20 protein-coding genes are annotated in these 22,263 nt (G+C 68.2%); 14 read left to right on the top strand and 6 right to left on the bottom strand.

Translation table 11 applies throughout. The annotated features are described in order from the left end of the window. Nucleotides 1-9 precede the first annotated feature (9 nt). Nucleotides 10-546, top strand: coding sequence for an inorganic diphosphatase (ppa, locus tag FOZ76_RS21000; RefSeq protein WP_143950223.1), 537 nt, complete (start codon nt 10-12; stop codon nt 544-546). 129 nt (nt 547-675) lie between these two features. Beyond that, a complete protein-coding gene (locus FOZ76_RS21005) occupies nt 676-810 on the top strand; it encodes an entericidin A/B family lipoprotein (protein WP_143950224.1) in 135 nt (44 codons plus the stop codon). Nucleotides 811-922: 112 nt separating this feature from the next. On the opposite strand, the gene FOZ76_RS21010 is transcribed toward FOZ76_RS21005, so the two are convergent. The 3 genes from FOZ76_RS21010 to ompR are packed head-to-tail and all read right to left on the bottom strand — an operon-like array spanning nt 923 to nt 3,640. After that, entirely contained in the window at nt 923-1,471 is a 549-nt protein-coding gene (locus FOZ76_RS21010; protein WP_143950225.1) for a redoxin domain-containing protein, read from the bottom strand. Continuing rightward, on the bottom strand, nt 1,468-2,844 hold the full coding sequence (locus FOZ76_RS21015) for an ATP-binding protein (RefSeq protein WP_143950226.1): 1,377 nt from the start codon (nt 2,842-2,844) through the stop codon (nt 1,468-1,470). The genes FOZ76_RS21010 and FOZ76_RS21015 overlap by 4 nt, the downstream gene beginning before the upstream one ends. 55 nt (nt 2,845-2,899) lie before the next feature. Next, the gene (gene ompR, locus FOZ76_RS21020) at nt 2,900-3,640 is read right to left on the bottom strand and encodes an osmolarity response regulator transcription factor OmpR (protein ID WP_143950227.1); all 741 of its coding nucleotides are present in this window, start codon (nt 3,638-3,640) and stop codon (nt 2,900-2,902) included. 163 nt (nt 3,641-3,803) lie between these two features. Between ompR and FOZ76_RS27595 the strand changes: the two genes are divergently transcribed. From FOZ76_RS27595 to FOZ76_RS21035, 4 genes are read left to right on the top strand one after another with little or no spacing between them, the layout of a single operon-like run. Further along, the gene (locus FOZ76_RS27595) at nt 3,804-4,163 is read left to right on the top strand and encodes a hypothetical protein (protein ID WP_170235561.1); all 360 of its coding nucleotides are present in this window, start codon (nt 3,804-3,806) and stop codon (nt 4,161-4,163) included. A gap of 43 nt (nt 4,164-4,206) precedes the next feature. Further along, on the top strand, nt 4,207-4,977 hold the full coding sequence (gene tsaB / locus FOZ76_RS28030) for a tRNA (adenosine(37)-N6)-threonylcarbamoyltransferase complex dimerization subunit type 1 TsaB (RefSeq protein ID WP_170235562.1): 771 nt from the start codon (nt 4,207-4,209) through the stop codon (nt 4,975-4,977). Further along, nucleotides 4,974-5,468 carry a ribosomal protein S18-alanine N-acetyltransferase gene (rimI, locus tag FOZ76_RS28035; RefSeq protein WP_143950229.1) on the top strand — a complete coding sequence of 165 codons (495 nt, stop codon included), beginning with the start codon at nt 4,974-4,976 and terminating at the stop codon, nt 5,466-5,468. The genes tsaB and rimI overlap by 4 nt, the downstream gene beginning before the upstream one ends. After that, complete coding sequence (locus FOZ76_RS21035; protein WP_143950230.1) at nt 5,461-6,345, top strand: hypothetical protein; 885 nt, start codon at nt 5,461-5,463, stop codon at nt 6,343-6,345. Before rimI ends, FOZ76_RS21035 begins: the two co-directional genes overlap by 8 nt. Before the next feature lie 58 nt (nt 6,346-6,403). Here the strand turns inward: FOZ76_RS21035 and lplT are convergent, their stop codons facing one another. Further along, the gene (gene lplT / locus FOZ76_RS21040) at nt 6,404-7,708 is read right to left on the bottom strand and encodes a lysophospholipid transporter LplT (protein WP_143950231.1); all 1,305 of its coding nucleotides are present in this window, start codon (nt 7,706-7,708) and stop codon (nt 6,404-6,406) included. 245 nt (nt 7,709-7,953) lie between these two features. Here lplT and smc point away from each other — a divergent pair, with 245 nt between their 5' ends. Genes smc through FOZ76_RS21060 form a run of 4 tightly spaced genes read left to right on the top strand, consistent with a single transcriptional unit; the run spans nt 7,954 to nt 15,412 of the window. Further along, nucleotides 7,954-11,484: a chromosome segregation protein SMC gene (smc, locus tag FOZ76_RS21045; RefSeq protein WP_143950232.1), complete on the top strand. Its 3,531-nt coding sequence runs from the start codon at nt 7,954-7,956 to the stop codon at nt 11,482-11,484. 18 nt (nt 11,485-11,502) lie between these two features. After that, nucleotides 11,503-12,612 (top strand): cell division protein ZipA C-terminal FtsZ-binding domain-containing protein, encoded by a 1,110-nt coding sequence (locus FOZ76_RS21050; RefSeq protein ID WP_143950233.1) that lies wholly within the window; start codon nt 11,503-11,505, stop codon nt 12,610-12,612. After that, the gene (gene ligA, locus FOZ76_RS21055) at nt 12,609-14,633 is read left to right on the top strand and encodes an NAD-dependent DNA ligase LigA (protein ID WP_143950234.1); all 2,025 of its coding nucleotides are present in this window, start codon (nt 12,609-12,611) and stop codon (nt 14,631-14,633) included. The genes FOZ76_RS21050 and ligA overlap by 4 nt, the downstream gene beginning before the upstream one ends. Beyond that, on the top strand, nt 14,633-15,412 hold the full coding sequence (locus FOZ76_RS21060; protein ID WP_143950235.1) for an S-methyl-5'-thioinosine phosphorylase: 780 nt from the start codon (nt 14,633-14,635) through the stop codon (nt 15,410-15,412). Before ligA ends, FOZ76_RS21060 begins: the two co-directional genes overlap by 1 nt. Nucleotides 15,413-15,462: 50 nt before the next feature. Here FOZ76_RS21060 and FOZ76_RS21065 read toward each other — a convergent pair whose 3' ends face one another. Together FOZ76_RS21065 and map are read right to left on the bottom strand one after the other, a co-directional pair. Beyond that, nucleotides 15,463-18,063 (bottom strand): [protein-PII] uridylyltransferase, encoded by a 2,601-nt coding sequence (locus FOZ76_RS21065; RefSeq protein WP_281283030.1) that lies wholly within the window; start codon nt 18,061-18,063, stop codon nt 15,463-15,465. A 12-nt stretch (nt 18,064-18,075) separates the two neighbouring features. Continuing rightward, nucleotides 18,076-18,885, bottom strand: coding sequence for a type I methionyl aminopeptidase (gene map, locus FOZ76_RS21070; RefSeq protein WP_143950236.1), 810 nt, complete (start codon nt 18,883-18,885; stop codon nt 18,076-18,078). 188 nt (nt 18,886-19,073) lie between these two features. On the opposite strand from map, the gene rpsB reads away from it, so the two are divergent. The 4 genes from rpsB (at nt 19,074) to frr (ending at nt 22,256) form a co-directional block, all read left to right on the top strand. Continuing rightward, nucleotides 19,074-19,829 carry a 30S ribosomal protein S2 gene (gene rpsB / locus FOZ76_RS21075; RefSeq protein ID WP_143950237.1) on the top strand — a complete coding sequence of 252 codons (756 nt, stop codon included), beginning with the start codon at nt 19,074-19,076 and terminating at the stop codon, nt 19,827-19,829. 173 nt (nt 19,830-20,002) lie between these two features. Beyond that, a complete protein-coding gene (gene tsf, locus FOZ76_RS21080; RefSeq protein ID WP_143950238.1) occupies nt 20,003-20,884 on the top strand; it encodes a translation elongation factor Ts in 882 nt (293 codons plus the stop codon). Between the two features lie 76 nt (nt 20,885-20,960). Further along, on the top strand, nt 20,961-21,686 hold the full coding sequence (gene pyrH, locus FOZ76_RS21085) for a UMP kinase (protein WP_143950239.1): 726 nt from the start codon (nt 20,961-20,963) through the stop codon (nt 21,684-21,686). Nucleotides 21,687-21,695: 9 nt separating this feature from the next. Continuing rightward, nucleotides 21,696-22,256 (top strand): ribosome recycling factor, encoded by a 561-nt coding sequence (frr, locus tag FOZ76_RS21090; RefSeq protein ID WP_143950240.1) that lies wholly within the window; start codon nt 21,696-21,698, stop codon nt 22,254-22,256. Nucleotides 22,257-22,263: the final 7 nt, after the last annotated feature.

Raw genomic sequence — 22,263 nt, forward strand, 5'->3', positions numbered from 1 at the left:
GGAATAGCTATGGGCCTGACTTCCGTGCCCGCGGGCGACAAGCTCCCGGATGAATTCAATGTCGTCATCGAAATCCCGATGACCGCCGACCCCGTCAAGTACGAGGTCGACAAGGACACCGGTACGCTGCATGTCGACCGTTTCATGACCACCGCCATGCACTATCCGTGCAACTACGGCTACGTACCGGCCACGCTGTCCGACGATGGCGACCCGGTCGACGTGCTGGTCATGGCGCCGTTCCCCGTCGTGCCGGGCGCCGTCGTGCGCTGCCGCGCGATCGGTGTGCTGGAGATGGAAGACGAGGCGGGCGGCGACGCCAAGGTCCTCGCCGTGCCCGTGGCCAAGCTACTGCCCAACTACGCCCACATCCAGACCATCGAGGACGTGCCCGAGATCGACCGCGCCCGCATCCAGCATTTCTTCGAGCACTACAAGGATCTCGAGAAGGGCAAGTGGGTGAAGGTGAAGGGTTGGGCCGGCCCGCAGGCCGCGCGCGCCGAGATCGTTTCGAGCGCCAAGCGCTACCAGGACGGCGCGAAGTAAGCGTTCTGTCGCCCTGGCGATTTTTCCTTCCCGGGCGGCCTGGCTGTCCGGCTCACTGTGGTGGCGAGCAAGCTCCGCCTTCAGGCGGAAGTGACTCACTTTCGACTCTACCTTTTCGAGGAGCAGGACATGAAGAAAGCTTGGTTGGCAATGATGGTGTGCATGAGCGCGCTTGTCGCGGGCTGCAATACGATGGAAGGTGCTGGCAAGGACATCCAGGCGGGTGGACAGGCGATCGAGAACAGCGCCGAGCGAGCGAAGTAAGCCGGGCACCGCGCCTGGTCCGTCGTGGCCTTCCTTGCCCGGCGCGCAAAAAAAAGGAGGCCGGAAGAATACCGGCCTCCTTTGTGCTGCCCGCTGCGGCGGGGGTTGGGCGTCAGAGCGTCGCGCCGCCCACCGGACGGCCGGCCGGGCAGGGCTCGCCGGTCAACAAGGCGTCGAGCAGACGCAGGGTCTCTTCGGGATTGCGGCCGACCATGCTGTTGGTGGCCGAGATGTGCTGGATCACGTTGTCGTGGTCCACGATCACAGTCACACGCATCGGCGCGCCGCTGGTGCGCTCGCGGATGCCGAGCTGATCGATGAGATCGCCGGCCACGTCGGCGAACTGGTAATGGTTCAGGCGCGAGAGATCGGCGTGCTCCCGGCGCCAGCCCAGCTTGACGTACTCGTTGTCGGCCGAGCCGCCCATGAGGACGGCATCGCGCGCTTCGAACTCGGGCGCGAGCCGGGCGTATCCGATGATCTCGGTGGAGCAGAGGTCGGAAAAGTCCTTCGCGTAGAAATAGATCACTTTCCACTTGCCGGGAAACGAGCTCTCGGTGATCGCCTCGAACGCGCTGATGCCGTTTTCTTCCGGCAAGTTGAATCCCGGCTTCACGCCCAGTACGCGGAAGGGGTCGAGCTTGTCGCCTACGGTTTTCATGCAGTCTCCGTCTGTATGCCAGACCCCATTCTAGCGGCCTTGTAGGCGGGCAGCGTGATGCGCGCGCACAGGCCGGGCAGGCCGTCTTCGCGGCTGAGCAGGTCCAGCCCGCCGCCGGCGGGGGCCAGCAGACGATTGACGATGGCCAGCCCGAGGCCAGCGCCGGAGGCGTCGGTGCGGGCATGTTCGCCCCGCACGAAGGGACGCACCAGCCGTTCGCGCTCCTCGCGCGAGATGCCGGGGCCGTGATCGCAGATCAGGATGACGATATCGTTGCCGCGCGCCTGCAGGTATACGTCGATCTGCGTCGGCAGGCCGGGCAGGTGCCCGTACTTGCGGGCATTCTCGATCAGGTTGACGACCGCGCGAGTCAGGTCGGAGGGGTCGATGCGCGACCACTGGCCGGGCTCCACGTTCGCCTGCAGGGTGCCGCCGCGGTTCTCGCTGACCGCGCGTTCGCGTTCGACCAGGCGCTCGAGCAAGCCCGAGACGTCGATGAGCTCCTCGGTGTGCACCGGCGGGCGCGCATATTCCATGAACTGGCCGATGGTGTGGTCGATCTGCGCCAGATCCTGGTCGATGCCGTCGCGCGCCTCCTCCGACATCGGGCTCATCTCGACCTCGAGACGGATACGCGCGAGCGGGGTACGCAAATCGTGCGAGATGCCGGCCAGCATCAGGGCGCGGTCCGCCTCGGCACGGTCCAGTTCGTTGACCATGCGATTGAAGCTGGCGTTCACGCTGCGGATCTCGTCCGGTCCGGTGTCCTCGGGCAGTGGCGCGGGCGTTTCGCCGCGCGACAGTGCCTGGGCCGCACGCGCCAGGCGCGACAGCGGCCGGTTGACGAAACCGACGATCATGGCCGCGCCGAGCAGCGAGAGCAGCAGCGCGGCCAACCCCCAGCCCAGCCATTGCACGCCGTCATAGCGCTCGGTGCGCGCGCGCTCGAGCACCGCCCAATAGTTGTCGCCTTCGATGCTGAAGCTGACCCACAGGCCGGGCATGTCATTGACCGCCCATTTGATCTGCGTGTTGGGGCCCAACTGGTGCGTGATCCGCGCGGCCACCCACTGCATGAGCGTGGTGTCGGGCAGGGGCTCGGTACGATCGGCCGGATCTCGCGGATAGATCTGGATGCCTTCGTTGGTGGCCAGATCGAGCAGCAGGAAGCGGCGCCGGATCGGCGCGGAATACACCAACGCCGCCCGCGTGATGTTCACGGCCGTGACGATTTGCTGCGCCATCTGATGCGCGCGCGGTTCGATCTCCATGTTGCGAAACGCCTGGAGCCAAGCCGCGAGACTCGCGATCATGAGTAGCGTCAAGAGCAAGAAGGTGCGGCCGAACAGGCCCCACCGGGCGAATTTGCGCATGACGGGAGCGGCGGCGGCCGCGCGCCGGGGGCGGCGGCCGTGGGTGGAAGCGGTATCAGGTGCCGCCGTCGGGAACGAAGACATAACCCATGCCCCAAACCGTCTGGATGAACACGGGCTTGGCCGGGTCCACTTCGATCAGCTTGCGCAGGCGCGAGATCTGAACGTCGAGGCTGCGGTCGAAGGCCTCGTACTCCCGGCCCCGGGCGAGTTCCATCAGCTTGTCGCGCGAGAGCGGGATCTTGGGGTGGCGCGCAAAGACCTTCAGCACCGAAAACTCGCCGGTCGTGATGGGCACCGGCTCGCCATCCTTCAAGAGCGTGCGCGTGGACAGGTTGAGCACCCACGGGCCGAACTTCACCCAGTCGTCTTCTTCCTGGCTGGGCGCGCCCGGATGCTCTTCAGGACCGCGGCGGCGCAGCACGGCATTGATGCGGGCGAGCAGTTCGCGCGGATTGAAGGGTTTGGAGAGATAATCGTCGGCGCCCATCTCCAGGCCGACGATGCGATCGATGTCCTCCGCCTTCGCGGTGAGCATGATGATGGGTGTATTGTTATGTGCACCACGCAAGCGACGGCATACCGAAAGCCCGTCTTCTCCCGGCATCATGAGATCCAGGACCAGAAGATCGAAGTGTTCGCGCTGCCAGGCTTTGTCCATGGCGTTGGCGTCTTCGACGGCGGTGACGTTAAAGCCCTGCTCGGACAGATAGCGACGCAGCAGATCCCGCAGTCGCCCATCGTCGTCGACGACGAGAATCTTCTTGGGCAGGGTGGTCGAATGATTGGTCGGCATGTTGTGCGGTAGAGGGTCCCGTTAAATGTAACTGTAGCGGAGCTACCACGCCCGCACTACGTGAAAACATCGGTTGTTACATAAAAACGCGCCTGGTGACCCGGCGTGTATCCACACGCATCGTATGATCCATGCACAGCGCAGTACCCGAGAATGCGGAGCCATGCTTCATAAGCTTGCCTGTCTGATGTTGTGTGCCGCAGGCCCCCTGGTGGTCTTGCCCTGCGCGCACGCTGCCCCCTTCGGGCATGCCGCGCCGGCCGGTGGGCCCGGTGCGAGCTTTGCGCAGGTGCAGCCCGGAGCCTCCGAGAGCCCGGCCGGCTGGGATGGTCTGCCGCATGCGCTCGGCCTTGCGTCAGCGAGTTCCGAAATGGGCCTGTCCGATTCCGAGCGCCTGCAGTTGCGTGAACAGATCCGCGCGGCTGCCCGGGATCTCTACCCCGACATCTATCAGGGTGGGTCCGACTCGGGCGTGCCGGCCGAATTGCTTCGCGCACCGTCCAAGGCGCTCGCGGGCCCCTGACGCGGCGCCCCGTGCAGCCGCCCTGCCGTACAATGCGGCCCCTATGGCTGCCTGCATCCTCGCCCTCGAAACTTCCACCGACACCTGTGGTGTCGCCCTGTTGCGCCAGGGCGATGCGGCCACCGAGCTTGCCGTGCGCGAGCATGTCGGCGTGGCCGCGCATTCGGCGCGCATCCTGCCCATGATCGACGAGCTTCTCGCCGAGGCCGGTGTGGCGCGTACCGCCATCGACGCGATCGCTTTTGGCCAGGGGCCCGGCGGCTTCACCGGCCTGCGCGTGGCTTGCGGCGTTGCGCAAGGGCTGGGCTTCGCCCTGTCCGTGCCGCTGGTGCCCATCACCTCGCATCGCGCCGTCGAAGCGCAGCTCGATCCGGCGGCGCCGGCGGTACGCGCGGTGCTGATCGACGCCCGTATGCGCGAGGCCTACGTCGCCGCGTATCGCCGCGACGGCGCCGAGGCGCAGCAACTTCAGGCGCCCATGCTGATCGCTTACGACGACGTCCCGGTGTGGGTCGAGCGGTCCTGGCCGGCGTGGTCCGGCGAGGCCGTCTCGGCGCGCACGCTGGTGGTCGCGGGCGACTGGGGCGAGTCCGCCGGCGTGGCGGCTGCGCTGCCCGAAGGGGTGGTGCATGCGCCGGTGCTGCGTGCGCAGGTGGCTGCGGTGGCACGCCTCGGGCTGCACGACTGGTCTGCCGGGCGGGTGATCGCCCCGGACGACGCCCAGCCGCTGTATGTGCGGGACAAGGTAGCCTATACGACGCGGGAGCGCGCGGCCGGTGCCGGCGGCAACCCGCGCGCCACGGGAGTCTCATGACATTGCGCTATGCCAAGATGCGTACCGCCGACCTCGACGAGGTGGCCGCGATCGAGAAGACGATCTACACCCACCCCTGGACACGGGGCAATTTCGCCGATTCGCTGGCTGCCGGCAATCATGCCTGGGTGGTGCGCGAGGAGGGGTGCCTCGTCGGCTATTGCCTGGTCATGGACACTCCCGACGATGCGCACCTGCTGAACATCAGCGTGGCCGACGAGGCGCAGCATCGCGGCATCGGCCGCGGCCTGCTCGAATGGGTGGCCATGCAGGCGCGCGCCGCCGGGCTGCCTTCGGTGCTGCTCGAGGTACGCGTGAGCAACGAGCGAGCGCGCCGCATGTACGAGCGCGCGGGCTACGAGCGCATCGGCCTGCGCCGCGGCTATTACCCGGCGATCGACGGCCGCGAGGACGCCATCGTCATGCGCAAGTCGCTGGCGGCGCCGCATGACGCGGTGTTCGCACCCGAAGCGAGGAGGGCGCGTGGCTGAGTCAGCGGGCGTCGCCATGCCGGGCCTGCGCCGCGCGTGGTTGCGCGAACTTGGCCTGGAGCACCTGTGGGTCTCGCCGGGAGGCGGCATCCGGGTCGGGCAGCCTGGCGCCGGCATGCCAGGGGCGCACGCGGATGGGCCAGGCGAGGCGCCTGCGGCGATGACGCTCCCGGACGGCCACGAGCCGCCGGCCGGCCGCGAGCCCGCATCGGCTGTGCGCGATGACGCGGCTACGCAATCGCAGCCGGCGGCGGCCTCTGCATCCATGCCCACGCCGGCATCCGTGCCCGGGCCGCGCGAGCTGCCGGCCGTCTCCAGCGAGCAGTCGGTCGATGCCGCATCGCACGAGCCGTCAGCCGACGCTATGCCGGGCGAGCCGGCAAGCGACGCCGTACCGCGCGAGCCGGCAACCGATGCCGGTGTGCGGGAAGGCTTGTCTGCAAGCGCCGCACCTCGGGCCGAGCCGGCCGCTGGCGCGCAGCGCGCGGCCACCGGATGGATGGCCTGGGATGTGCCGCCAGCGTCGGAGGGCGGGCCCGCCTGGATGGTGCTCGCAAAGGCCGAGGACGCCGGCGCGCCGGCCGCCCAGGCCTTGCTGCAAGCGATGCTGCGGGCAGTGGGGCGGCGCGCGGTGGCGCTGACGCCGGGACAGCGTGGCGACCAGTCCGCGCGTCCGGCGGCCCTGATCGCCGTCGGCGCCGCGGCGCGCGCGGCGCTGGGCTGCGCCGAGCAGCCGTGGATGCAGTTGGGCGAGGGGCGGTGGAAGGGCGAGCCCATCCGGGTGCTGGCCTTGCCGCCGCTGGCGGACATCGGAGCCGGGGCGCAGGTCAAGGCGCCTGCCTGGCGCGCACTGCTGCGCCTGGACGCCGCCGGCTGATCCCCGGCACGCCGCCGAACGGTACGCAACGCTGCGCGCCGCGTGCGGCGGCCTGGGTTCAGTGGCGCAGGGCGGTGCCGTAGCCGTGGTGCCCGATCTGTTTGTCCAGGTTGGGATCGGCTTTGTGGTTGGCGCGGTTCCAGGCCATGATCATCAGCATCAGGCTGGCCACCAGCAGGCCGAAGAGAATGATGATCACGTTGATCGAGATGCCGAGCCACAGCATCAGCGAGTAGGCCGCCACCATGATGAGAATGTTGGTTTGCTCGTTGAAGTTCTGCACGGCGATGGAGTGCCCGGCCGAGAGCAGGACGTGGCCGCGATGCTGCAGCAGCGCGTTCATGGGCACCACGAAGAAGCCGCCCAGCCCGCCGATGATGATGAGCAGGATGTAGACGGCGATCATGTTCTCCACCGCTGGCATGAGCAGTACCACCAGGCCCATGACCACCCCCATCGGCAGCACGGTGAGCGCGCGCTCCAGGGGGATGCGGCCGGCCAGCATGGCGCCGCCGATGGTGCCGATGGCGGCCACGCCCATCAGGATGGACGACTGGTCCAGGGCGAGGCCCAGGTGTTGGCTGCCCCATTCGATGACGACCATCTGCAGGGTGGCGCCGGCGCCCCAGAACAGCGTCGTCACGGCAAGGGAAATCTGGCCCAGGCGGTCGCTCCAGAGCGTACGCACGTAATAGGTGAATTCCTTGATCAGCCGCACCGGGCTGGTGTGCTGCGGCGGGTAGATCACGCCGGTCTTGGGGATCAGCAGGTTGAACGTGGCGGCGATGGCGTAGATCACCACGATCACGACCAGCGCACCCTCGGCGGGTGTGTGCAGGCCCGGTACCAGGTCGAGCCCGAGGATCCAGCCCGAGACGCTCGGGCTGATGAGCGCGCCGCCCAGCATTACGCCCAGGAGTACCGAGATCACGGTGAGCCCTTCGATCCAACTGTTGCCCTTGACGAGCTGTGAGGGCGGCAGCATTTCCGTGACGATGCCGTACTTGGCGGGCGAATACGCCGCGGCGCCGATGCCGACCACCGCATAGGCTGCCAGGATCAGGTAGACCTGGTGATCGGGCGACAGCGAGACCGTGCCGTAGCAGAACATCATCAGACAGCCGACCACCTTGACCGCATTGGTGAAGAACATCACCCGGCCCTTGGGCAGACTGTCGGCGAAGGCGCCGACGAAGGCGGCGAGCACCACGTAGGAGAGCGCGAAGGACCACTTCGCCATGGGCGCCAGCCACGACGGCCCATCCAACTGCTGGATGAGCGCGATGGCAGCGATGAGAAGCGCATTGTCCGCCAGCGATGAGAAAAACTGCGCTGCCATGACCAGATAGAACCCGAATGGCATGGAGGCCTTGCCGGCTTGACTCAAAATGGTTCTCTCAAATGCGCTTGGACCTGAAGAAAAGGCCGCTGGGTTGCCAGGAAAAAAACTTCCCTTCTGACCGGGGCATTCGCAGCGAGTTCCGCGGCTGAGTCGCCCACGGAAAACCTGCCGCGAGACCCGTGCGCGCTGATGGCCGGCCGGGACGGTGGGGTATTATACGGAGCACTTTTCGCAATTGCCTGACAACCCTTACAACGTCTTTTCCGGTGCGGCTAACCCAGATCAAACTTGCGGGATTCAAATCGTTCGTCGATCCCACCTCGATCCAGGTACCCAGTCAATTGGTGGGCGTCGTGGGTCCGAACGGCTGCGGCAAGTCCAACATCATCGATGCGGTGCGTTGGGTGCTGGGCGAGACCCGGGCGTCCGAGCTGCGTGGCGAGTCCATGCAGGACGTGATCTTCAACGGATCCGGCAATCGCAAGCCCGCTGCGCGCGCGTCGGTGGAACTGGTCTTCGACAACGAAGCCGGGCGTGCCGCCGGCCAGTGGAGCCAGTACGCGGAGATCGCGGTCAAGCGCGTGCTCACCCGCGACGGCGCCAGCAGCTATTTCGTCAACAACCAGCCGGTGCGCCGGCGTGATATCCACGACATCTTCCTCGGCACGGGCCTGGGCGCCCGCGGCTACGCCATCATCGGCCAGGGCATGATCTCGCGCATCATCGAGGCGCGGCCCGAGGAGCTGCGGGTGTTCCTCGAAGAGGCCGCGGGCGTGTCGCGCTACAAGGAGCGCCGCCGCGAGACCGGCAATCGGCTGGAGGACACGCGCGAGAACCTCACTCGGGTCGAGGACATCCTGCGCGAGCTCACCGCCCAACTCGAGAAGCTGGAAGCCCAGGCCGCGGTCGCCCAGCGCTACCAGAGTCTGCAGGCCGAGGGCGAGCGCAAGCTGCATGCGCTGTGGCTGCTGCGCAAGCGCGAAGCCGACGAGACGCGCGAGCGCTCCGCGCTCGAGACCGAGCGCGCGCAGACCGACCTGGAAGCCGCCATCGCCGGCCTGCGCCGCGACCAGTCGCAATTGGAATCTTTGCGTCAGGCGCATTACGCCGCCGGCGACGCCGTGCACGCCATGCAGGGCCGCCTGTTCGAGGCGAACACCGAGGTCAGCCGCCTGGAGGCGGAGATCCGCTACGTGGTCGAGGCGCGCAACCGCCTGCAGCAGCGGCGCGAGCAGCTCGAGCAGCAGATCCGCACGGCTGCCGAAGAGATCGAGGACGGCCAGGCGCGCATCGTCGAGGCCGAGGACGAGCGCGAGGCGGCGGCCGTGCGTACCGAAGAGGCCAAGGCCCGGCTCTACGACGTTCAGGACGCCCAGCCTGCGCAGGAAGCTCGTTTGCGTGAGGCGCAAGTTTCGCTATCGGCCTTGCGCGGCGAAGTGGCCCAGGTCGAGCAGGCGCTGGCCCTGTCCGCGCAAACGCAGCGCGAAGCCGACCGCCAACTGCAGCAGCTCGCGCTGCGCCGCGAACGCCTGGAGCAGCAGGCGCAGGCGCTCACCCGGCCGGACACCGGACGTATCGCCCAGCTCGCCGGCGACCTGGCGGCGGCCGCTGCGCTGGTCGAGGATGCCGAGGGCGAGCTGCAGGCCCTGGAAGAGCGCGTGCCGCGCATGGACGCGGAACGTCGCGAGGCGCAGCAGGCGGCACAGGAGCAGGCCGGCGCGGTCAACGCCACGGAGGCGCGCCTGGGCGCGCTCACCCGCCTGCAGCAGGACGTGCAGCAGCAGGGCGAGCTGCAGCCCTGGCTGCAGAAACACGAACTGACCCAGCGCGAGCGGCTCTGGCAGCGCCTGCAGATCGAGCCCGGCTGGGAGACTGCGCTGGAGTCCGTGCTGCGCGAACGCATGTCGGCGCTGGAGATGAACCAGCTCGACTGGGCGAGCGGCTTTCTGACCGACGCACCGCCCGCGCGCATGGCCTTCTACCAGATGCCGGTGCCGCAGGCGGCGCCGAACGTGCCGGGCGGCTTCACGCCCCTGACCGCGCTGCTGCGCATCAGCGACCCCAGGCTGCGCACGCTGATGAACGCCTGGCTGCGCGATACCTACGTCATGGACGACGCAGCGCAGGCCCTGCGCGCGCGCGCGAGCCTGCCCGCCGGCGCGGCCTTCGTCACGCGCGAAGGCCATTTGATCGACAACCATGGCGTGCGCTTCTACGCGCCCGACACCGAGCAGGCCGGCATGCTGGCGCGCCAGCAGGAGATCGAGAACCTGCAGCGCGAGGTCAAGGCCAAGCAGCTCATCGCCGACGAATCGCGTACCGCGGCAAGCCGCGCCGAGGCGGCCTACAGCCAGGTCGCCGCGGCCTTGCCGGGCGCCCGCCAACGGCTGGCCGAGGTCACGGCCCGGCGCCACGCGCTGCACCTGGAACACGAGCGTCTGGTGCACGAGGCGCAGCAGAGCGGCGCCGAGAGCGAGCGCATCGCCCAGGATCTCGAAGAGCTGCGCGTGCAGGAAGAAGAGCTGCGTGCGAGCCGCGAAGAGGCCGAGGCGCGTTTCGAGACCCTCGACGGCGAACTGGGCGACAAGCAGTCGCGCGTCGCGGATGCGGAGATCGCGCTCGAGTCGCTCGCCGCCGATGTCGAACGCGCGCGCACCCAACTGCGCGACAGCGAACGCGCCTCGCACGAGGCCGAGTTCGCCGAGCGCGGCGCCGCCGCGCGCATCGGCGAGCTGCAGCGCAGCCTGCAGCGGCTCGCCGAACAGGTCGAGCGCGCGCGCGAAGAGCTGGCCGGCGTCAGCGAGGAGCTGGTCGTGCTCGACGATGCCGCGGCGCAGGCCGGCCTGCAGGAGGCGCTGGCCGCGCGCGCCGAATGCGAGGATGCCGTGGCGCGGGCGCGCGCCGAGCTGGACGATCTGAACGCGCAACTGCGTGCGGCCGACGAGGCGCGGCAAACGGCCGAGCGTTCGCTCGAGCCGCAGCGCGAGCGCATCACCCAGCTCCAACTGCAGGAACAGGCCGCGCGCCTGGCGCAGGAGCAGTTCCAGCAGCAACTGACCGAGGCCGAGGTGAACGAGGCCGACGTGGCCGCCTGGCTCGACGAGAATCCGGCCGAGCGGCGCCGCGTAACCTGGCTGCAGGCCGAGGTCCAGCGCGTCACGCGCGAGGTCAACGGGCTGGGCGCGGTCAACCTCGCTGCGCTCGAGGAGCTCAACACGGCGCGCGAGCGCCAGGGCTTTCTCGCCTCGCAGCAGCAGGATCTGGTCGCCGCCATCGAGACGCTGGAGGATGCGATCCGCCGCATCGACCGCGAAACCCGGCAACTGCTGCAGGAAACCTTCGACACGGTGAACGGTCATTTCGGTGAGTTGTTCCCGCGCCTGTTCGGCGGCGGCGAGGCCAGGCTCAGCATGACCGGCGAGGAGATCCTCGATGCCGGCGTGCAGGTGATGGCCCAGCCGCCGGGCAAGCGCAACAGCACCATCCATCTGCTATCCGGCGGCGAGAAGGCGCTCACCGCGACGGCGCTGGTGTTTGCGCTGTTCAAGCTGAATCCGGCGCCGTTCTGCCTGCTCGACGAGGTGGATGCGCCGCTGGACGACGCGAATACCGAGCGGTATGCCAACCTGGTGCGCAGCATGAGCGAACAGACGCAGTTCCTGTTCATTTCCCACAACAAGATCGCCATGGAGATGGCGCACCAGTTGGTCGGGGTTACGATGCAGGAATTGGGCGTATCCCGAATCGTGGCGGTCGACATCGACGCCGCGATCCAACTGACCGCCGAGGCGGCTTGAGGTAGCGAGAAGACAAACATGAGTGACTTGCAGATGGGCCTCGTGGCGTTGGGCATATTGCTCATTGCCGTGGTGCTGGGCCTGAACTGGTGGCAGGATCGCCGCGTCAGCCGCAAGATGCAGGAGACGTTCTCCGCCGCGGGCGAAGATCCGCTGCTGGGCGATGCGGCGCCCGCCGACAAGCCGGTCAAGTCCAGGAAAACGCCGGCCGGCAAGGCCGAACCGCGGCTCGAACCCGGCATGGGCGCGGCCGCCGCCGAATCGCCCATGCGGCGCGAGCCGGCCGTGCGCGTGGTCGAGACCGACGAGCAGGGCGATGACGACGACGAGCCCGACGCGGGCTGCGAAGCGGTGATCGACCTCATCTTCGGGCATCCCGTGGCCGCGCGCGACCTGCTGCCCCTGGTGCGCGAGCTGCACAAGGTGGGTCAGAAGCCGCTGCGCGCGTTCTTTCGCACCGTGGACGGCCAGCACTGTGCCAACCTGCGGCTGGATCGCGACTACGTCGCCATGCAGATCGCCGTGCTGCTGGCCAACCGCAGCGGCGCGCTGGCGGCTGCGGAGTGGGCGCAGGCCTGGGCGCGCGCCGAGCGCATCGCCGACCAGCTCGACGCCCAGATCGAAGGCCCGGACCCGCAGGACGTGCTGGAAATGGCGCAGCAGCTCGACGGTTTGTGCGCTTCGCTGGATACCTCGGTCGGCCTGACCTTGGTGCCGCAGGGCCCGCAGCCCTGGCGCGTGGCCGAGGTGCTGTCGGTCGCGCGCGACGCCGGCTTCGTCGAGAGCCGCGAGCCGGACCACCTGGAGTTCCGCGACGAAGACGGCGCGGTGCGTTTCACGCTGAGCCATCCGGCGCCCGCGAACGGCGCTTCCGGAACCCTCTCGCGCCTCACGCTGCTGCTCGACGTTCCGCGCAGTCCGGCGAGCGATACCGCCTTCGCGGACATGGCGCGCACGGCGCGCCAACTGGCCGAGGTGCTCGATGCCAATGTCGTCGACGACAACGGCCTGCCGTTGGCCGAAGGCGGCGAGGGTGCGGTCGACGCGCATCTGCGCCGTCTGTACGGGGAACTGGCGGCCAACGGTCTGCGCGCGGGCTCGCCGCGTTCGTTGAGGGTGTTTGCTTGAACTCGCGTGTGCAGGAACTGCGTGCCCGGATCGCCGAGCACGATCATCGGTATTACGTCCTCGACGACCCCATCATCTCGGACGCCGAATACGACGCCTTGTTTCACGAGCTGCTCCAGCTCGAGGCGGAACACCCGGAATGGATCACGCCCGATTCCCCCACGCAGCGCGTGGGCGGCGCGCCGGTGCCCGAACTCGCGGCGGTACGGCACAGCGTGCCCATGCTGTCGCTGGGCAATGCTTTCGACGAAGAGGCCGTGCGCGCCTTCGACAAGCGCGTGGCCGACGGCCTGGTGGCCTCGGGCGCGCTGGCGGCGGGCGGCTCGGCGGCCTATACCTGCGAGCTCAAGCTCGACGGGCTGGCCATCAGCCTGCGCTATGAGAACGGCGAGCTGGTCCAGGCGGCCACCCGCGGCGACGGCGAGACCGGCGAGGACGTCACAGGCAACATCCGCACGATCAAGGCCATCCCGCTGCGCCTGCGCGAAGCCGTGCCCGGGGTGCTGGAAGTGCGCGGCGAGGTGCTGATGTTCCGCGCCGATTTCGAGCGCCTCAACCGGGAGCAGGGCGAGCGCGGCGGCAAGATCTTCATCAACCCGCGCAACGCTGCGGCGGGCAGCCTGCGCCAGCTCGATCCGCGCATCACAGCGACGCGTCCGCTGCGCTTTTTCGCCTACGGCTGGGGGCAGGTCGACCGCGCCTTGCCGGCGGCCACGCACTCGGACATGCTCGACTGGCTGGCCGCGCTCGGCCTGCCGGTCGAGCCGCATCGCACGGTGGTGCACGGCGCGGACGGCCTGCTCGCCTTCTATCAGCGCGTCGCCGGATTGCGCAACAGCCTGTCCTACGACATCGACGGCGTGGTGTACAAGGTCGACAGCCTCTCGGCGCAGCGCCAGCTCGGTTTCGTCTCGCGCGCGCCGCGCTTTGCGCTGGCGCACAAGTTCCCGGCCGAGGAGGCCACCACCGAGCTCATCGCGATCGAAGTGCAGGTGGGCCGCACCGGTGCCATCACGCCGGTGGCGCGGCTCAAGCCCGTGTTCGTCGGCGGCGTCACGGTGACCAATGCCACCCTGCACAACGAAGGCGAGATCCGGCGCAAGGACGTGCGCATCGGCGACACCGTCGTGGTTCGCCGCGCGGGCGACGTGATCCCCGAGGTGGTCGCGCCGGTGCTGGCCAGGCGGCCCGCGCACGTGACCGAGTTCGTCATGCCCACGCACTGCCCGGTCTGCGATTCGCTCATCGAGCGGCTCGAAGGCGAGGCGGTCTCGCGCTGCACTGGCGGCCTCGTATGCGCCGCGCAGCGCAAGCAGGCGCTGGCGCATGCTGTGGGCCGGCGCGCCCTGGACATCGAGGGGCTGGGCGAGAAGCTCATCGACCAACTGGTCGAGCGCGACCGCGTCCATTCACTGGCCGACGTGTTCACGCTCACTGCCGAGGAGCTTGCCGGCTACGAGCGCATGGGCGCCAAGTCGGCGCAGAACGTGATCGAGGCGATCGACCGCGCGCGCAGGCCCACCCTGGGCCGCCTGCTGTTCGCGCTCGGCATCCGCCACGTGGGCGAGGCCACCGCGCGCGACCTGGCGCGGCACTTCGGCAGCCTGGACGCCCTCCTGGCGGCCGACGAAGCCGCGCTCACCGCGGTACCCTCGGTGGGGCCGGTGGTGGCCGCGGCGGTGGCCCACTTCCTGGGCGAACCGCACAATCGCGCGGTCATCGACACACTGGTGCGCGAGCGCGGCGTCGAGCCGCAACCCGAGGCGGCAACCGTCTCGCACGGGGCGGTGCTGGCCGGCAAGACCTTCGTGCTGACGGGCACGCTGCCCACGCTCACCCGGGACGAGGCGGCGCAGCGCATCGTTGCGTCCGGGGGCAAGGTCACGGGCTCGGTATCGCGCAAGACGAGTTATGTCGTCGCCGGCGAGGAAGCCGGCAGCAAGCTCGTCAAGGCGCAGGAATATGGCGTGCCCGTGCTCGACGAAGCCGGGCTGCTGGAACTGCTGGGAGAAGCAAACTGATGCGCGCCATCATCGGCGGTACGGGTTTTTATCGGATGACCGGCATGGCTGCCACGCGGCGCCAGGTCGTGCGCACGCCGTATGGGCAGGCGTCGGGCGCGCTCACCTTCGGGCGCATCGACGATTGCGCCGAGGTCGTATTCCTCAATCGCCATGGCTATGGCCACACGCTGGCTCCGCACCTGATCAACTATCGCGCCAATCTCTGGGCGCTGCGCGAGGTCGGGGTGCGCCAGGTCATCGCGGTGGCGAGCGCTGGCAGCCTCGTCGAGGACATCGCGCCGGGCAGTCTGGTGCTGCCGGACCAACTGATCGACTACACCAGCGGGCGCGCGCACACCTTCGTGGACAGCAGCGAGGCGCCGGTGGTGCACGTGGACATGACCGAGCCCTACACGGCCAGCCTGCGCGTCGAAATGCTGCGGGCCGCCCAGGCTTGCGGCGTGCGCGTCACGGATGGCGGCACCTACGCCTGCACGCAGGGGCCGCGGCTGGAAACCGCCGCCGAGGTGCGCCGCCTGCGCAACGACGGCTGCGACCTGGTCGGCATGACCGGCATGCCGGAGGCCGCGCTCGCGCGCGAACTGGGGCTGGAGTACTGCGCGCTGAACGTAGTGAGCAACTACGCCGCCGGCGTTGGCGAGAGCCATACCCGCGTCGCCTTCGAGGGGGGCGACGAACGCTACAACGCGGCCATGCAGCACATGCAACACCTGCTCGGCACCTGGTGCGCGGCGCCCGGCGCGCTGGCCGCGGGGCCGGGGGACGCGCTGCCGTAGCCCCAGCCGAGCGGGGCGCGGGCCGGGCCAGCCGGCCTGCGGCCCGCGTCTCAGGTGCGCAGGGTGTCGAGCAGCTCCCGCTCGAAACGCAACTGGCTGCGGCTGTCGCCCAGCGTGCCGGAGCCGCCGTCGAGCACGAACACGTCCTCGACGCGCTCGCCCAGCGTCATGACCTTGGCGCTGGACACGGTGACGCCGTGCTCGCCGAATATCCGGGCGATGGCGTGCAGCAGCCCGGCCCGGTCGGTGGCGCTCAAGCTCAGAATCCAGGACTTGCCGGACTCGTCCGGATGCAGCTCGATTGCCGGCGTCACGGGGAACTGGCGCGAGCGGCGCGAGGCGCGTCCCAGGTTGGCGGGCGGCGTGCTCTGGGCCGGGCCGGTCTGGCGCAGGTAGTCGGCGAGTTCGTGCTCCAGCACGGAGACGATGGTGCGTAGCTCGCCCGCGCCGCTCGGGCTCAACACCACGAAACTGTCCAGCGCGTAGCCGTGGCGGGTGGTGTGGATGCGCGCGTCCAGAATGCCCAGGCGCCGGCTTTCGAACCAGGCGCAGAGCTGGGTGAAGAGCGCCGGCGTGTTCTTCGCATAAATGGCGAACTGCAGGCTTTCACCTTCGATGGCGCGGGCCCGCACCACCGGCGTCTCGCTGCGCACCTTGTTGTACAGGTGGCGGGTATGCCAGGCGATGTCGCTCGCGTCGTTGCGCAGGAAGTAGCCCACGTCCAGTTCGCGCCAGAGCGTGTCGCGGGCGTCGTCGCGCAGGCCGGCCAGGCGCAGCAGGCTGGCCGCTTCCTGCTTGCGCAGCGCCAGCAGGGTGGTGGCGTTGGGCGCAACCCCGCCGCCCAGGGCATCCAGCGTCTTGCGGTAGAGGTCTTCGAGCAGTTTGCCCTTCCAACTGTTCCAGACTTTGGGGCTGGTGCCGCGGATGTCGGCCACGGTCAGCAGGTAGAGCGCGGTCAGGTGCCGCTCGGTGCCGACGCGCTCGGCGAAGGCACGGATCACCTGTGGATCGGACAGATCCTGCTTCTGCGCGACCGAGGACAGCAGCAGGTGCTCGCGCACGAGGAACTCGACCAACTGGGCGTCGCCTTTGTCGAGCTGGTGCGTGCGGGCGAAGCGGCGGACTTCGATGGCGCCCAGCCGGGAGTGATCGCCGCCGCGGCCCTTGGCGATGTCGTGGAACAGTGCGGCCAGGTAGAGCAGCCAGTGGCGATCGAAGTTGGCGATCAGGTCGCTGCACAGCGGGTATTCGTGGGCGTGCTCGTCCATGGTGAAGCGGCGCAGGTTGCGCACCACCATGAGCGTGTGCTGGTCGACCGTGTAGACGTGAAAGAGATCGTGCTGCATCTGCCCGACGATGCGGCGGAACGGCGGCAGGTAGGCCGGCAGCACGCCCAGGTCGTTCATGCGGCGCAGCTCGTGCACGATGCCGCGCGGCTGCTGCAGGATCGCGAGGAACATGTGCCGGTTGACCGGGTTCGCCCGGAACTGCGCGTCGATGCGCCGGCGCGCATGCCAGATGGCGCGCACGGTGCGCACCGACATGCCGGACAGCTCCGCGTGCTGCTGCATCACGAGAAAGGCCTTGAGCAGCAGGGCGGGTTTGCGCTCGAAGGCGTCGTCCAGCCGGATGTCGAGCTTGCCGTGGCGGTTGACGAAGTCGTCGTCGATATCGATCGGCGCGCCGGCTTCTTCGCCGAGCATGCGCTCCTCGATGTTCTGCACCAGGATGTTGTTGAGCTGGGTGACGAGCTTGGCCGCCCAGTAGTAGCGCTGCATCAGCATTTCGCTGGCGCGGCGCCCGTGGGCGCCTTCGATGCCGTAGGCCTCGGCGAGCGCGGGCTGGTGCTCGAAGAGCACGCGGTCCTCGCGCCGGCCGGCGAGCAGGTGCAGCTCGATGCGCAGCCGCTTGAACGCCTGTTCGGCCCGGCGTAGCTGGCGGGCTTCCTGGCTGGTGAGCAGGCCGGCGTCGGCGACCTGCTTCCAGGTGCGGCCCAGGCCCGCGGCCCGCGCCATCCAGAGAATGACCTGCAGATCGCGCAGGCCGCCCGGCGATTCCTTGCAGTTGGGTTCCAGCGCGTACGGCGTATTCTCGTAGCGCGTGTGGCGCTGCTGCATTTCCAGCTTCTTGGTGCGGATGAACGCCGCCGGGTTCATCCGTTCGCGCATGCGCTGCGAGAACTGGCGCATCAGCGAACGGCTGCCGGCCAGCCAGCGCGCCTCGAGCAGGGCGGTCTCGACGGTGATGTCGGCGGCCGCCTCGGCCAGGCAGTCCTCGATCGTGCGCACACTGTGCCCGGGCTCCAGGCCGAGATCCCACATCGCGGTGAGCAGATCCGAGATCGCGGCTTCCTCCTCGGCCTGGGCGGGATGCGGCAGCAGGATGAGGATGTCGACGTCCGAGTACGGGTAGAGTTCGCCACGGCCGTAGCCGCCCACGGCGGCCAGGGCGGCGCCCGCGGGCAGCGGATGGATGGTGAGCAGTTGCCCGAGCACGCGGTCGACGAGCCGCCGCAGGCTGCCCAGAAAGGCATCCGGCCGCAGGTTCTCGCGGAACACGGCGGTGATCTGGTCGCGCTCGGCGCGCATCTGCTCGCGCAGCGCCGGCAGATCGGCGGCGGGCTGGGGGCTGGCGGGAATACGGGCGGCCACGGACACGGGGTATCAGGCGGTGGTGAGCGATTTCACGAAGGACGGCGGCGCCGGCATGCCGGGAGAGACCGTGAGGACCTCGTATCCCGACTCGGTGACGAGCACTGTGTGTTCCCATTGCGCCGACAGGCTATGGTCGCGCGTGACCACCGTCCAGCCGTCGGACAACTGGCGGATCTCGCGGCGGCCGGCGTTGATCATGGGCTCGATGGTGAAGATCATGCCCTCGACCAGCTTCACGCCGGCGCCCGGCTTGCCATAGTGCAGCACCTGGGGATCTTCGTGGAAGTTGCGCCCGATGCCATGGCCGCAGAACTCGCGCACCACCGAGAAGCCGGCCTTCTCGGCATGGCGCTGGATCACGCTGCCCACGTCGCCCAGCGTCGCGCCCGGCTTGACCTGCTCGATGCCGAGCCACATGCACTCATAGGTGATGTCGGTCAGGCGGCGTGCGAGGATCGAGGGCTCGCCCGCGCAATACATGCGGCTGGTGTCGCCGAACCAGCCGTCCTTGATGACCGTGACGTCGATGTTGACGACGTCGCCGTTCTTGAGCACCTTCTCGCCCGGCATGCCGTGGCAGACCTGGTGGTTGACCGACGTGCACACGGCGCCGGGAAACGGCGGGTAGCCCGGCGGGGCGTAGCCGATGGTGGCCGACTTCACGCCGATCTGCTTCATGTAGTCGTGACAGATCCGGTCGATCTCGGCGGTGGTGATGCCGGGCTTGATGAACGGCGCGACATGATCGAGCACGCTGGCGGCCGCCTGGCAGGCGGCGCGCATCTGGTCGAGCTCGACGGAATCGGTGACTATACCCATGACTGGCTGCCAAGTCCTTAAAAATGATAGAATTATAGGCTTTCCCAAAAACTCGTTGCCTAACTCGTCGGTTGGGCAGCAGCATCCAGGCGCCGGGCCTTTTCCCGGTAATAGCGCGCCGTAGACCCATAGGGTGCCGTCGAGCGACGGTACACCTACGGTGCAAGACACAACCCTTGGAGATATCCATGTCCGTTAGCATGCGCGAAATGCTGGAAGCCGGTGTCCACTTCGGTCACCAGACCCGCTTCTGGAACCCCAAGATGGCCCCCTACATCTTCGGCCATCGCAACAAGATTCACATCATCAACCTCGAAAAGACGTTGACGATGTACCAGGACGCGATGAAGTTCATGCGTCAGTTGGCAGCTCGTGGCGGCACGATCCTGTTCGTCGGCACCAAGCGCGCCGCGCGCGAGGTCGTCGCCGAGGAAGCCCAGCGCTGCGGCATGCCCTTCGTCGACAGCCGCTGGCTGGGCGGCATGCTCACCAACTTCAAGACTGTCAAGTCCTCGATCAAGCGCCTGAAGGACATGGAAGCCGTGGTCGCCGACGGCGGCCTGGAGCGCATGAGCAAGAAGGAAGCGCTGCTCTTCACGCGTGAACTGGACAAGCTGAACAAGTCGATCGGCGGCATCAAGGATCTGAACGGTCTGCCCGACGCCATCTTCATGGTCGATGTCGGCTACCACAAGATCGCCGTGGCCGAAGCCGCTGCCCTGAACATCCCGGTGGTTGCCGTGGTCGACACCAACCATTCGCCCGAGGGCGTGGCCCATGTCATCCCGGGCAACGACGACTCCGGCAAGGCGCTGGCCCTGTATTTCCGCGGCGCCGCCGACGCGATCCTGGACGGCCGTGAACAGGCCATGCAAGGCGTGGTCGAAGCCGTCTCCGAAGAGGGCGCCGACGAATTCGTCGAAGTGCGCGAAGACGAGGCCTGATCCCCGGGGTCAAGCGCGAACGGCCCCGGCAGGTCCGGGGCATGCAGAAGTACCGGCCCGTGGCTGGCAGGTGAAGGGGCTTTAGGCCCCTTTGCTTTCGGCCCGTCCCGTGTGGTGGCCCCAGCGGGCCCGCGGGCAGTCATTCAATCGTTAGGAATCATTCAGGAGCGAGCATGGCAGAAATCACTGCTGCGATGGTCAAGGAACTGCGCGAGAAGACCGACGCGCCCATGATGGAGTGCAAGAAGGCGCTCACCGAGGCGGAGGGCGATCTGGCCCGCGCCGAGGAACTGCTGCGCGTCAAGCTCGGCACCAAGGCCAGCAAGGCGGCTGCCCGCGTGACGGCCGAAGGCCTGGTCGGTGTCTACGTGTCCGATGACGCCAAGCTGGCCGCGGTCATCGAAGTCAACTGCGAGACCGACTTCGTTGCCAAGAACGACGATTTCGTTGCCTTCGTGAACGAACTGGCCAAGCGCGTGGCCACCGATGCGCCGGCCGACGTCGACGCCCTCTCGGCCCTGTCCATGGGCGAAGGCACCGTCGACTCGACCCGCACCGCCCTGGTCGGCAAGATCGGCGAGAACATCAGCATCCGCCGCTTCCAGCGCATCCAAACCGCCGGCAAGGTGGCGAGCTATGTGCACGGCGGTCGTATCGGCGTGCTGGTCGAGTACACCGGCGACGACGCCGTGGGCAAGGACATCGCGATGCACGTCGCGGCCACCCGCCCGCGCGCCATGAGCGCCGACGGCGTGGATCCGGCCCTGATCGAGGCCGAGCGTTCGGTCGCCTCGCAAAAGGCCGCCGAATCCGGCAAGCCCGCCGAGATCGCCGCCAAGATGGTCGAAGGCTCCGTGCAGAAGTTCCTGAAAGAAGTTACGCTTCTGTCGCAGCCGTTCGTCAAGGACGACAAGCAGACCGTCGAACAGATGCTCAAGTCCAAGGGCACGACGGTGCAGCAGTTCGTGCTGTACATCGTCGGCGAGGGCATCGAGAAGAAGAGCACCGACTTCGCCGCCGAAGTCGCGGCGCAGGCCGCCGCCGCTCGCGGCTAAGCCCGGCGCATGGCCTGCCGGCGCGTCCGGCGGGCCATGCCTTATGCACCGTTTTTCCATCTTCACGATCCCCGCAATGACCGCCCCCACATCCCCCGCATACAAACGCATTTTGCTGAAACTGTCGGGCGAAGCCCTGATGGGCGACGATGCCTACGGCATCAATCGCGGCACCATCATGCGGATGGCCGACGAGATCCTCGACGTGGTGCGGCTCGAGGTGGAACTGGCCATCGTCATCGGCGGGGGCAACATCTTTCGCGGCATCGCGCCCGGGGCCCAGGGCATGGACCGCGCGACCGCGGATTACATGGGCATGATGGCCACCATCATGAACGCGCTCGCCCTGCAGGATGCGCTCAAGCACCGCGGGCTCGACGCGCGCGTGCAATCCGCCCTGAACATCGAACAGGTCGTCGAGCCCTACATCCGTCCCAAGGCCCTGCGCTACCTCGAAGAGGGCAAGGTCGTGATTTTCGCGGCGGGTACGGGCAATCCGTTCTTCACCACCGATACCGCGGCCGCGCTGCGCGGCGCCGAAGTGGGCGCCGAGCTGGTGTTGAAGGCCACCCGCGTCGACGGCGTGTACAGCGCCGATCCCAACAAGGACCCGAACGCCACCCGGTACAGCCGGATCTCGTTCGACGAGGCGATCAACCGCCGCCTGGAGATCATGGACGCCACCGCCTTCGCCCTGTGCCGCGACCAGAAGCTGCCGATCAAGGTGTTCTCGATCAACAAGCCCGGTGCGCTCGCCCGCGTCATCATGGGCGCCGACGAGGGCACCCTGGTCCACGTCTAGGAGTAAGACATGTCCGTATCCGAAGTCACCAAGAGCGCCGAAGCGCGCATGCGCAAGTCCCTGGAGAACCTGCAGCTCGAACTCGCCAAGCTGCGCACCGGCCGCGCCCATGCCGGCATCCTGGATCACGTGCAGGTCGAGTACTACGGCTCCATGGTGCCGGTCAGCCAGATCGGCAACGTGACGGTGGTCGATGCGCGCACCCTGTCCATCCAGGTCTGGGAGAAGAACATGGCTGGCGCCGTGGACAAGGCCATCCGCGAATCGGACCTGGGCTTGAACCCGCAGGCCATGGGCGAGGTGATCCGCGTGCCCATGCCCGCGCTCACCGAGGAGCGCCGCCGCGACCTGACCAAGGTGGTGCGCGGCGAGGGCGAGGGCGCCAAGATCGCCGTGCGCAACCTGCGCCGCGACGCCAACGAGCAGCTCAAGCGCCTGGTCAAGGACAAGACCATCTCGGAAGACGACGAACGCCGCGGCCAGGACGACATCCAGAAGCTCACCGACCGCTACGTCGCCGAAGTGGACAAGCTCGTCAGCCAGAAAGAAGCGGAGATCATGAAGGTCTGAGCGCGAT

This window comes from Verticiella sediminum (genome assembly GCF_007558815.1).
Taxonomy (GTDB): domain Bacteria; phylum Pseudomonadota; class Gammaproteobacteria; order Burkholderiales; family Burkholderiaceae_B; genus Verticiella; species Verticiella sediminum.